General features: G+C 71.4%; 9 protein-coding genes. All 9 read right to left on the reverse strand.

The features are described 5' to 3' along the window. Positions 1–12: 12 nt before the first annotated feature. The 9 genes from KGQ91_RS03750 to KGQ91_RS03790 all read right to left on the reverse strand — a co-directional run bounded on the left by KGQ91_RS03750 (position 13) and on the right by KGQ91_RS03790 (position 12,226). Entirely contained in the window at positions 13–1,335 is a 1,323-nt protein-coding gene (locus KGQ91_RS03750) for an erythromycin esterase family protein (RefSeq protein ID WP_224420304.1), read from the reverse strand. A gap of 164 nt (positions 1,336–1,499) precedes the next feature. Further along, complete coding sequence (locus tag KGQ91_RS03755; RefSeq protein ID WP_224420305.1) at positions 1,500–4,229, reverse strand: cation-translocating P-type ATPase; 2,730 nt, start codon at positions 4,227–4,229, stop codon at positions 1,500–1,502. A 15-nt stretch (positions 4,230–4,244) separates the two neighbouring features. Then, the gene (locus KGQ91_RS03760; RefSeq protein ID WP_224416226.1) at positions 4,245–4,763 is read right to left on the reverse strand and encodes a porin family protein; all 519 of its coding nucleotides are present in this window, start codon (positions 4,761–4,763) and stop codon (positions 4,245–4,247) included. Between the two features lie 95 nt (positions 4,764–4,858). Continuing rightward, entirely contained in the window at positions 4,859–6,766 is a 1,908-nt protein-coding gene (locus KGQ91_RS03765; protein ID WP_224416225.1) for a heavy metal translocating P-type ATPase, read from the reverse strand. A 109-nt stretch (positions 6,767–6,875) separates the two neighbouring features. Beyond that, positions 6,876–7,766, reverse strand: a complete 891-nt coding sequence (locus tag KGQ91_RS03770) for an NAD(P)-dependent oxidoreductase (RefSeq protein WP_224420306.1) — start codon at positions 7,764–7,766, stop codon at positions 6,876–6,878. Between the two features lie 27 nt (positions 7,767–7,793). Beyond that, a complete protein-coding gene (locus tag KGQ91_RS03775; RefSeq protein WP_224420307.1) occupies positions 7,794–9,254 on the reverse strand; it encodes an aldehyde dehydrogenase family protein in 1,461 nt (486 codons plus the stop codon). A gap of 31 nt (positions 9,255–9,285) precedes the next feature. Beyond that, on the reverse strand, positions 9,286–10,560 hold the full coding sequence (locus KGQ91_RS03780) for a TRAP transporter large permease (protein WP_224420308.1): 1,275 nt from the start codon (positions 10,558–10,560) through the stop codon (positions 9,286–9,288). Further along, positions 10,557–11,156 (reverse strand): TRAP transporter small permease, encoded by a 600-nt coding sequence (locus tag KGQ91_RS03785; protein WP_163650242.1) that lies wholly within the window; start codon positions 11,154–11,156, stop codon positions 10,557–10,559. Before KGQ91_RS03785 ends, KGQ91_RS03780 begins: the two co-directional genes overlap by 4 nt. A gap of 56 nt (positions 11,157–11,212) precedes the next feature. Continuing rightward, positions 11,213–12,226, reverse strand: coding sequence for a TRAP transporter substrate-binding protein (locus tag KGQ91_RS03790; RefSeq protein WP_163650241.1), 1,014 nt, complete (start codon positions 12,224–12,226; stop codon positions 11,213–11,215). Between the last annotated feature and the right edge of the window lie 86 nt (positions 12,227–12,312).

Genomic DNA, 12,312 nt, shown 5'->3' on the forward strand with positions numbered 1-12,312 from the left:
ACAGGCCCTGCCTCACACCCCGAAGGGGTAGGTCTCGGGCATGCCCTCCCGGTGCCAGGGCCCGCTGCGGTCGAGCGGGTCGACGGCGGTGGTCTCGTCGAGGTGGAACAGCGCATCGAACTGGGCCGGCAGCGAGGCTCGGAAGTAGTGGCTGCCGCGCTCCGTCTCGGGCCGGTAGATCACGCCGATCGCCCGCTCCAGCAGCCGTGAGCGCAGCGGTTCGGCCCGCTCGCCGGTGAGCGGCAGGTAAAAGCGGTCGAGGCCGCTGTCGTGGAACAGCCGCTCGTAGCTGTCCGGGCGTGACGGCCGCACCCAGCGATGCTCCACCGGGGCCTCCCAGTCCCGCGCCGCCGCGACGTAGCCGGTGTGGGTGGTGAAGCCCACCGACAGCACCCGCCGCGCGCCGAAGCGCTGGCGCACCAGCTGGCCTACGTTGTGCTGCGAGCGCGCCCAGCCCATCTCGGTGCCGCGCGCATCGCCGACGTGCGAGTTGTGCGCCCAGACCACGATCCGCCCCTGGCCGCCCTGACGGCGCAGGTGGTCGTGCAGCTCGGCCAGGGTCTCGGCCATGTGGCTGTCGCGCAGGTTCCAGGTATCTACCCGGCTGCCGAACATGCCCCGGTAGTAGGCCTCGGCATTGACCACCACCCGCGCGTTCTGCTCGGCGTGGAACTGGGCATCCGCCGCCCGACGACCGTCGGCGCGCAGGTAGTCCTCGCTCCGGCGCACCAGCTCGGTCAGCAGCGCCACGGCGTCGGCCTCGCAGGAGGGGCTCAGCCCGAAGGCCGCCTGGCGCCCGTAATGGAAGGGGTCGCCATGGTGGTCGAGGCAGGCGTAGCCGCGACGGGCGAGTTCGGCCTGCTCGGGGTCGATGCGGGTCAGGTAGGCGATCACCGCCTCGGCCGAACGATGCAGGCTGTAGAGGTCCAGCCCGTGGAAGCCGACCCGCTCGGCCTCGGGCCGGACGGCGTTGTGGTTGCGCAACCAGGTGATGAACTCGAGCATGACGTCGTTGCGCCACATCCACTGGGGAAAGCGCTGGAAGTCGTCGAAGGCGCTGGCCAGGGTATCGTCGCTCTCGCCGCGGGCGAAGCGGTCGAGCCGCCACGCATCGGGCCAGTCGGCCTCGACCAGCACCGCCTCGAAGCCGCATTCCTCAATCAGCCGGCGGGTGATGGCATCGCGCAGGGCGTAGAACTCCGCCGTGCCGTGGGAGGCCTCGCCGAGCAGCACGAACGGCCGCTCGCCCACCGCCTCGAGCAGGGCATCGTAGTCGCTGTCGCGCTCGTCGAGGCGGCGGCCCAGCTGGCGGACACAGGAAAGCGGCGTCGTCATGATCGGACCCTCCCGAATAGCATCGCCACTCACGAAGTCTAGCTTGTAACGCGGCGGCCCGGTGGCGCCTTCATCGCGACTGAAGTCGCTCCCACACCGGTCAGCCTGACCGGTAGTCTTGTGGGAGGGGATTCATCCCCGACGGCGGCGGTCCGGTGGCGGGGTCAGCCGTCATTGCGGGCGTTGACGCGCCGCACCAGCCACTTCTCCAGCTCCAGCACCCCCAGCGCCGCCACCGCCACACCCGCCAGCCACGCCAGGTCGTCCGCGCCCAGCGGCCGGGTCTCGAACAGCCGCTGCATGACCGGCAGGTAGGTGAAGGCCAGCTGCGCCAGGGCGACCACCGCCAGTCCCGCCAGCACCGCCCGGGTGCCCATCACGCCGTGCCAGGTCAGGGCGGTGGTATGACTGATGCGCACCGAGAAGAGATAGACCACCTCCAGGGCGATCAGGGTGTTGACCACCAGCGTGCGCGCCAGGGCCAGGTCGGCATGCCGCGCCAGGGCGAGGAAGAACATGCCCAGCGCCACCCCCGTGAACAGCAGCGACACGAACACCACCCGCCACACCAGCAGCCGGGTCAGCAGCCCCTGATGGCGGGGGCGCGGCGGGCGAGTCATGACGCCGGGCTCGGCGGGCTCGAAGGCCAGCACCAGGCCCAGCGTCACCGCCGTGACCAGGTTGATCCAGAGGATCTGCACCGCCGACATCGGCAGGGTGAGGCCGAACAGCAGCGCGGCGATCACGGTCATCACCTCGCCGCCGTTGGTGGGCAGCGTCCAGGCCACCACCTTGCGGATGTTGTCGTGTACCACGCGACCCTCGCGCACCGCGGCGACGATCGAGGCGAAGTTGTCGTCGAGCAGCACCATCCGGGCGGCTTCCTTGGCGGCGTCGGTGCCCTTGTGGCCCATGCCGATGCCGACGTCGGCCTGCTTCAGCGCCGGGGCGTCGTTGACCCCGTCACCGGTCATCGCCACCACGGCGTCGCCGGCCTGCAGCGCCTGGACGATGCGCAGCTTGTGGGCCGGCGTGGTGCGCGCGAAGACCTGGACCGCCCCCACCCGCCCGGCGAGCGCCTCGGCCGAGAGCGTCTCGATCTCCTGGCCGGTCAGCGCCCGGGGCTGCTCGGCCAGCCCCAGATCCCGGGCGATGGCCAGGGCCGTGGCCACATGGTCGCCGGTGATCATCTTGACGTCGATGCCGGCCCGGCGACACTCGGCCACCGCCGCCACCGCCTCGTCGCGGGGCGGGTCGATGAAGCCGGCCACGCCGAGGAAGACCAGGCCGTCACCCAGCTCGCGGAAGGGCGAGCCCGGTCGTTCGAGCGGCTTGGCGGCGAAGCCCAGTACCCGTTCGCCGGCCCCGGCGATCGCCTCGATCCGCGCCGCCCAGACGTCGGGATCGAGCGGGCCGTCGCCGTCCGCGCGGGCCTCCCGCCGGCAGAGCGTCAGCAGCGCGTCCGGCGCACCCTTGATGAACAGCCAGTGCCGGCCGTCGGGTGCCTGGTTGACGGTGGCCATGAAGCGGTGCTCGGCGCCGAAGGGGATCTCGTCGAGCCGCGGCCAGTCGGCGCGCAGCGCCTCGGGGTCCTGGCCGGCCTTGTGGGCGAGCATCAGCAGCGCGCCTTCCATCGGATCGCCGACCACCTGCCAGTCGCCGTCGCGGGCCACCAGATCGGCATCGCTGCACAGCACCCCGGCACGGATCAGCAGCGACCAGTCCGCCCCGGCCTCCCCCACCGCCGGCTCGAGCCTGCCCTCGGGGCGATAGCCGCGCCCCGTCACCGTCGCCCGGGCCACGGCGCTCTCCAGCCGACACACGGTCATCTCGTTGCGCGTCAGGGTGCCGGTCTTGTCGGAGGCGATCACCGAGACCGCGCCGAGGGTCTCCACCGCCGGCAGGCGGCGGATCGCCGCATGACGACGCGCCATGCGTCGCACGCCGATGGCCAGGGTGATCGAGATCACCGCCGGCAGCCCCTCGGGCACCGCGCCCACCAGGATGGCGACCACCGCGATCAGCGCCTGCGTCCAGGGATAACCGCGCCAGAGCACGGCGAACAGGAACACCAGCGCCGCGCTGGGCAGCGCCACCCACAGGAAACGCCGGGCGAAGCGATCGAGCTGGTCGAGCAGCGGCGTGGTGGCGACCCGCACGTCGCGCAGCAGGGCGCTGATGCGCCCCACCTCGGAGGCCATGCCGGTGGCCACCACCACGCCGTTGCCGCGCCCCGCCACCACCCAGGTCGCGGCATAGGCCATGCAGTGGCGATCGCCCAGCGCCGCGTCCGCCATCACCGCCCCCGTCTGCTTCTCGGCGACGGCCGACTCGCCAGTGAGGATCGCCTCGTCGATCAGCAGCCCCTGGGCGGTAACCAGCCGCAGGTCCGCCGGCACCCGGTCCCCCGCCTCCAGCAGCACCACATCGCCGGGCACCAGCTCGGCGACCGGCACCGTGAGGCGCCGCCCCGCTCGCACCACCCGCGCCTGCGGCGGGGCCAGCTCGCGGATGGCGCGCAGCGCCGTCTCCGCCCGCCCCTCCTGGATGAAGCCGACCAGCGCATTGATCACCACCACGGCCAGGATGACGGCGGCGTCGACGACGTAGCCGAGCCCCCCGGCCGCCAGCGCCGCGGCCAGCAGCAGGTAGATCAGGGCATTGTGGAACTGGGCGAGAAGGCGTCGCCAGGTCGGCGTGCGCGCGGCCTCCGGCAGCACGTTGGCGCCGTGGGAAGCCAGCCGGTGTGCCGCCTCCTCGGGACTCAGGCCCGCCGACCGGCTGTCGAGCCGCTGCAGCACGCGCTCGGCACTCTCGACGTGCGCCCGCTGCGCCACCGCCTCGGGCTCGGCCGAGTGCGGTGCGGGGAAAGACACGCTCTCGGGTCGCGTCACGCGCTCGACTCCGCCCTAGAAGTGATAGGTCAGGCCGAAACTGACGGCATCGAAGGTGATGTCGTTGTCATCGGCGTAGCGCATGTAATCGGCGCCGATGGCGAGATTGGGCACGATGCCCATCTCCGCACCCAGCCCGCCGGACAGCCCGGTTTCGCTGTTGTCGCCGGCGAAGGTGCCCGACACATGCGCCATGCCGCCCAGAGCGTAGAGATGGATGACGTCGCTGACCGGCAGCATCAGCTTGACGTAGGCGCCGGCCAGCCAGTCCAGCTCGCTGGGTTCCCGGCCATCGTCCTCGCGCCCCCCGCCGCCCAGCTGGACCTCGACACCCAGGTAGTCATTGGCCAGCCAGCCGCCGCGCAGGCGCAGTCCCAGGCTGGAGTCGCTGTCACCTCCCGCCGGATCGTAGGTCCAGAACAGCGTATCGAGGCCCGCATAACCGGCCGGCAAGACACCGTGATAGGCCAGCGCCGGGGTCGCCGGGGCGACGAGCAGCAACAGAGAGAACAGCGTGCGCGAAACGGCAGTCATGAGTCGGACCTCGCAGCGGGATGTCGGTTCGGGCCGGGGGCCGCCCTCCCCTGCGAAGATAGGCCGGGTGCCCGGGACCGGCGAGCCAACCTGACTCAGCCTTGATCGAGCGCAGGTTTCGGGGTCACCTCGTCCGCCAGATCGCGGGAGACCCAGGCCACCCGCAGCGCGTTGGCCACCGCCGCGACGTCGATCAGCTCCTGGACCAGCGCCCCGGCCACCGGCGGCAGGTAGCCCAGCGCGGCCACGCCGACGGCGACCAGGCTCAGCGCCATGCCGCCGACCGCGCTCTGCAGCGCGATGCGCCGCAGCCGGTCGCCGATGTGCAGCACCTCGTCGGCGCGCTGCAGGGCGCTGTCGAGGATCACCACGCTCGCCGCCTCGGCGGTCACGGCGCTGCCCTGGCCGAACGCCACGCCCACGGTCGCCGCCGCCAGGGCCGGAGCATCGTTGATGCCATCGCCCATGAACAGCACGCCGTCGTGGGCGGCGAGCTCGCGGACCAGCGCCAGCTTGGTTTCCGGGCTCTGCCCCGCGCGCACCTCGTCGATTCCCACCTGGTCGGCCAGGTAGCGCACCTCGCTCTCGCGATCCCCCGACACCAGCAGCACCCGCCGGAAGCCGTGGCGCGGCCCCAGATGGGCGATGAACGCTGGCCCCTCGCGCCGCGGCTCGTCGCGGAAACGGCAGGTCGCCGCATAGGCGCCGTCGATGCACACCACGCACTCCAGACCGCCCTGTCCCGGCGGCAGCGGCGCCTCGGGAACGCGCGCGAGCAGCTGGCCGCGGCCGGTCACCGTGACGCGCCGGCCGTCGACGCACCCTTCCAGCCCCTCGCCGGGGGACTCGCGAATCTCGCGGGTCTCCTGCAGGGGAATGTGCTCCGACCGGGCGGCGGCGAGCACCGCCCCGGCCAGCGGATGGCGCGAGTAGCGCTCGAGACTCGCCAGGACGCCGAGCACCGCCTCGCGGGACTGGCCGGGGGCCGGGTCGATGTCGGTCAGGCGGGGTTCGCCGTAGGTCAGGGTCCCGGTCTTGTCGAAGACCGCCACGCGACAGGTGGCGATGCGTTCCAGCGCCGCCGGGTCGCGGATGATGATGCCGCGCCGGGCGGCCAGCGAGATCGCGCCGATGATCGCCACCGGGATGGCGATGATCAGCGGGCAGGGCGTGGCCACCACCAGCACGCTCAAAAAGCGCACCGGGTCCTGGCTGGCCAGGCCCGCCGCCGCGGCGACGAGGACCGCCAGCGGGGTATAGATGGCACCAATGCGATCGCCCAGGCGGCGCAGGCGCGGACGATGCTGCTCGGCATCGCGCATGACCTGCATGATCTGCGCATAGCGCGAGTCCGCGGCACGCCGGTCGGCGCGGATCGTCAGCACGCCCTCGCCGTTGAGCGCCCCGGACAGTACCGCCGAACCGGGTACCTTGGGCAGCAGGAAGGGCTCGCCGGTGAGATAGGCCTCGTTCATGGTGCTGCGCCCCTCGAGTACCGTGCCGTCCACCGGGCAGGCCTCGTGGGGATGCACCTCGAGCCGGTCGCCGACGGCGATCTCGGCCAGCGGGACGTCCGCCGTTCCCGTCTCACCGCAGCGGTGGGCCACCGCCGGCAGCCGCCGCGCCAGCGCCTCCAGGGCGAAGGAGGCACGCCGCACCGCCCAGCTCTCCAGCGCCTGGCCGCCCGCCAGCATCAGCACCACCAGGGCGCCGGCCAGCAGCTCGCCCAGCGCGTAGGCGACGACGATCGACAATCCCGCCAGCACGTCGGCGCCCAGCTGCCCCGCGCGCAGACGCACCAGCAGCTCCGCCAGCAGCGGCAGTCCGGCGATCAGGGCCAGCCACAGCGGCAGCGCCGGCCAGGTCAGCGGCCCGTGGAGCGAGCGATCGCCCACCGCCAGCCGCAGGCCCAGCGAGACGGCGATCGCCCCCAGCACCAGGGCAGCGATGAGTGCGTGGCGCCGCCAGGGGCCTCTCGCGGCGGGAATTGGTTCGGATGGCATCGACGCTCTCCCGGGGTGAACGGCCGAGCGGGGCTTTGCGGCTCGGTCTTCCCAGATATAGAGCGCCGTGGCGGAAAAGGCACGCCGCCGCAGCGGCGCGAGATCAGAATTACGGCGAGTTGCCGGGGGCGAGCAGCGTGATCAGCTCGGGCACCAGGCGCTCGCCGTGGCCGGCCTCGTTGATGCGCCGATACAGCGACTCGATGGCCCCGGCCACCTCGCGCTCGGCGCCGAGGTCGGCGGCCATGGCGTTGTAGTAGCCGATGTCCTTGAAGGTGTTGGCGAGGCTGAAGCGGAAGCCCGAGGCATCCTCGGCGCTGATGAACGGCCGCAGGCGCTCGAGCACCACGCCCGCGCCGCCGCCGTTGCCCAGCACCTCGAGCAGCGCCGCGGCGTCGATGCCTCCCGCCCGGGCCGCGGCCGCCGCCTCGGCCAGCACCGCGCTGAAGCCCAGCGACACGTAGTTGTGCAGCAGCTTGAGGGTGTGCCCCGAGCCCACCGGGCCGCCGTGGGTGATGTTCTCCGCGAAGTCCTCGAGCAGCGGCCGGACCTCGTCGAACAGCGCCTCGGGCGCGCCGACGATCAGGTTCAGCCGCCCTTCGGCGGCCTCCTTGGGGGTGCGCGTCATCGCCGCGTCCATGAAGCGCCCGCCCGCGGCGGCCACCCGCTCGGCGACCGCCTCGGTGGAACTGGGGATCGCCGTGGAGCAGTCAATGACCACGGTCCCTTCATCGAGCCCCTCGAGCACGCCGTCGGCCTCGAACAGCACGCTTTCCACCTGCGGGGTGCCGGTGACGCAGAGGATCACCACCTCGGCGCCCCGGGCCACCTCGCGGGGGGTAGCCATGGGCGTCGCCCCGGCGGCCAGCAGGTCGTCGACCGGCTGGTTGCCGGGGTGCTCGAGAAAGCGCAGCGTGTGGCCGTGGCGCAGCAGGTTGGCGGCGATGCCGTGGCCCATCAGGCCGATGCCGATCATGCCGATCGTGCGGGGCGTGCTCATGGTGTCGTCCTCGTGTCTCGCTGTCCGTCAGCCGTGGCGGATCGCCACGGTCTTGATCTGGGTGAAGCTCCGGAGCCCCTCGAAGCCCTTCTCGCGGCCGTGGCCGGAGCGGCCGACGCCGCCGAAGGGCAGTTCCACCCCGCCGGCCGCGCCGTAGTCGTTGATGAACACCTGGCCGCTGCGGATGCGCTTGGCGAGCCGCAGCTGGCGCCCACCGTCGCGGGTCCAGATGCCCGCGCACAGGCCGTACTCGGTGGCGTTGGCCAGGCGCACGGCCTCCGCCTCGCCGGAAAAGCGCTGCACCGCCAGCACCGGGCCGAACAGCTCCTCGTGCAGCACCGCATGGTCGTCGGGAATGTCGACCAGCACCCGCGGCACCACGAAGTGCCCGCCGGCGGGCGCGCCCTCGGCCAGCTGCCCCTGCGCCAGGGTGCGGATGCCGTCGGCATGGGCCGCGTCGAGCCGGCGCTCCAGCTGCTCGCGCTGGCGGGCGTTGATCAGCGGCCCGCAGTCCGGGTCGCGCTCCCCGGCGTCGCAGCGCAGGGCGGCGAAGCGCTCGGCGAGCCGCGCCAGCACGGCGTCGTGGCAGGCGTCCTCGACCAGCAGGCGGCTGCCCGCCGAGCAGGTCTGTCCGGCATTCTGGATGATCCCGCGCACCACCGCGTCCAGCGCGCTGTCGAGGTCGGCGTCGGCGAACACCACCTGGGGCGACTTGCCGCCCAGCTCCAGGGTCACCGGCACGTGGTTGACCGCCGCCGCCTGGGTGACCCGGGTGCCGGTGGCCGGCGAGCCGGTGAACGACAGGTGCTGGATGCCGGGATGCGCGGCCAGCGCGGCCCCCGCCTCGCTCCCCAGGCCGGTCACCACGTTGAGCGCCCCGGGCGGCAGGCCGCAGTCCACGGCGAGACGCGCCAGGCGCAGCACGCTCAGGCAGGCGTCCTCGGCGGGCTTGAGCACCACGGTGTTGCCCGCGGCCAGGGCGGCGGCCACGCAGCGCCCGAAGATCTGCGCCGGGTAGTTCCAGGGCGTGATCTGCGCGCACACGCCGAACGGCTCGCGCAGGGTCATCACCGCGTAGTCGGCGGCGAACGGAATCGTCTCGCCGTGCAGCTTGTCGGCCGCCCCGGCGTAGAAGTGGAAGTAGCGGGCGCAGGCGGCGATGTCGCCGCGGGCCTGGCGCAGCGGCTTGCCGGTGTCGGCGCATTCCAGCATGGCCAGCGCCTCGGCGTCGGCCTCGATGGCGCGGGCGAAGGTTTCCAGCCATTCGCCGCGGCGCCGCGCCGTCCAGGCCTGCCAGTCGCCCAGCTCGCCGTCGAAGGCCTGCCGGGCGGCGGCGACGGCGCAGTCGACGTGCTCGGCCTCGCAGCGGGCGATGGTGGCGAGGGACTCGCCCCGGGCGGGCGCCTCCACGCTCAGGGTCTGCGGCGTGGCGACCCAATCGCCGCCGATCAGGGCCCGGGGTGGTGGCAGGGCGTCGTTGAGTGTCATGAACGTTTCTCCTCGTCGGGGCACGCCGGGCTCAATACAGCAGCTCGACCAGGCCCATGGAAATCCAGGGCAGATAGGTGATCGCCAGCAGACAGGCCAGCACCACCAGCACGAAGCGCAGCAGCCAGGGCAGCAGCTGGTCGATGGAGAGCTTGGCCACCGCACAGGCGGCGAACAGGTTGACCCCCAGCGGTGGCGTGAACATGCCCAGCGCCAGGTTGACGACGATGATCAGGCCGAAGTGCACCGGGTCGATGCCGTACTGCACGGCGATCGGCGTGAAGATCGGCGCCAGTACCAGGATCGCCGCCGAGGTCTCGATGAACATGCCGACCACCAGCAGCATGACGTTGACCGCCAGCAGGAAGGCGATGGGGCTGTCGAAGACCTGGGTCACCCAGCCGGCCACCTCGCGGGGCAGCCCGGTGCGGCTGATCAGGAAGCTGAACAGCGCCGCCGCGGCAATGATCAGCATGACCGCCGCGGTGGAGACCACGCTGTGGCGCAGGATCGGCCAGAGCTCGGCCAGGCTCAGCTCGCGATACACCAGCCCGCCGACGATCAGCGCGTAGACCACCGCCACCGCCGAGGCCTCGGTGGGCGTAAAGACGCCGCCGTAGATGCCGCCGATCACCACCACCGGCATCAGCAGCGCCACCCAGGCGCGCTTGAGGGCGACGGGGAAGGCGCTGCGCTCCTCGCGGTCGCGCAGGCCGTAGCCGCGGATCTTGCAGAAGATGTACAGGAACAGCAGCAGGGAGCCGCCGATCAGCAGCCCCGGCCCGATGCCGGCGATGAACAGCTTGCCGATCGAGGTGTCGGTGCTCACACCGTAGAGGATCAGCGGGATCGAGGGCGGGATCAGTACCCCCAGTTCGGCCGAGGAGGCCTGGATCGCCGCGGCCAGCGGACGCGGGTAGTCGTGCTTGACCATCGCCGGAATCAGGATCGAGCCGATGGCGAAGGTGGTCGCCACGCTCGAGCCCGACACCGCGGCGAACAGCATGCAGGTCAGCACGCAGGTCATCGCCAGGCCGCCCTGCAGCCCGCCGACCACCGACTTGGCCAGGTCCACCAGGCGCCGCGAGATGCCCCCGGCGGCCATCAGGTTGCCGGCCAGGATGAAGAAGGGAATCGCCATCAGCGGAAACTTGTCGATGCCCACGAACATCTGCTGGGGCACCAGCAGCAGCGGCAACCGCGAGAAGAACTCGATGCCGATGACCGACGCCAGCACGATGGACACGGCGATCGGCACGCCGAGCGCGAAGAACAGGATCAGGGAAAGACCGATGGCCGCATTCATGAGCGCGCCTCCTTGTCGTGGAGGGAAGCGGCATCGGAGGCCGCGGCGGTGGGAGCGGGGGGAACACTGGTCGCCTCGGTGGCATCATCCGCCTCGGCACCGGCGGTCACGCCCACGGCCTCGCGGCCGCTCCACTGCGCCGCCAGGCGCGCCAGCACCGAGAGCAGCGCCAGGGCCGAGCCCACCGGCATGGCCGCATAGGCCCAGGCGATCGAGATGCCCAGCCCCGAGAGCATCTGGGTGCGCACGCGCCAGGTCATCGCCGCGCCGTACTGGATCAGCACCCACAGCGCCACCACGCAGCACAGCGCGATGAGCGTCTCGATCCAGATCAGCCGGCGCTGCGGCAGCAGCTTGTAGATGACTTCCACGGACATCATGAAGCCGCCGCGAAAGCCCGCCGCCGCGCCCAGGAACACGCACCAGATCATCGCCGAACGCGAGATCACCTCGGACCACGTCGAGGGCGCATCGAACACGAAGCGTGTCAGTACCTGATAGAAGCCCAGCAGCACCGACACGATCAGCATGGCGACCGCCCCGATCATCGCCACGCGGGTCGTCCAGCGCTCCAGGCCCAGGAATCGCTCTAGCATAATCGTCACCTTGTCGACACGAGAGGCCCGGCGCCCGCGGGCGCCGGGCCGTCACCTCAGCTGGCCTGGTAGCACTGGCTGCCGTGGATGCGATCGAGCATCTCGCTGCCATACTCGTCGGTGTAGATCTTGTAGGCCGGCTGGACGGCCTCCTGGAAGGGTGCCTTGTCGATGTCGGTCTCGACCTGCATGCCCTTGTCACGCAGCAGCTTGACGCCTTCCTTCTCGAGACGGGTGACCTCGTCGCGGGTCGCCTTGGCCGAGGCCTCGGCGGCCTGCTTGAACCAGCCGCGCTCCTCCTCGGAGAGGCCGTCGAGCAGCACCGGCGAGCCCAGCACCACCGCCGGCGAGTAGACGTGGCCGGTCAGCGAGAGGTGGTTCTGAACCTCCCAGAACTTGGTGGCGACGATCACCGTGATGGGGTTTTCCTGACCGTCGACGGTGCCCTGCTGCAGCGCAGTGAACAGTTCGGGGAAGGCCATCGGTGTGGGATGCGCGCCCATCGCCTTGAAGGCCGCCATGTGGACCTTGTTCTCCATGGTGCGGATCTTCAGTCCCTTGACGTCTTCCGGCGTCTTGACCGCACGCTTGCTGTTGGTCAGGTGGCGGAAGCCGTTCTCGGACCAGGCCAGCCCCACCAGATTGTGCTCGCCCATCTTGTCCAGCAGGTCCTGGCCGATGGGGCCGTCCAGCACGCAGCGCGCCTGCTTGTAGTCCTTGAACAGGAACGGCAGGTCGAGCACGTAGGTCTGGGGCACGAAGTTGCCCAGCGGCCCGGTCGAGGTGATCACCACGTCCACGGTGCCGATCTGCAGGCCTTCGATCATCGCCCGCTCGCCGCCCAGCGAGCCGGAGGGGTGCTCCTCGACCTGGAACTCGCCGTCGCTCAGGCGTTCGAGGGTTTCCTTGAAGGCATCGGCGCCCACCGAGTAGTGGGAGCTGTCGGACAGCGTGTGGCCCAGGGTGATGGTCTGCGCGGCCTCGGCATTGACGGCGGTCAGCGACAGCAGCGAGGCGGTGACACCGGCCACGGCGGCGGCCAGCGAGCGGCGTGAGAGGGTCTTGCTCATTGTTATGTCCTCGATAGGCTTTGACGGTCAGGCTTTGCCTGAAAACTGGCTGCACTCGCCAACTTTTCGGACAAACCCTGGGAGTG

Source organism: Modicisalibacter tunisiensis (assembly GCF_020148005.1).
Lineage (GTDB): Bacteria > Pseudomonadota > Gammaproteobacteria > Pseudomonadales > Halomonadaceae > Modicisalibacter > Modicisalibacter tunisiensis.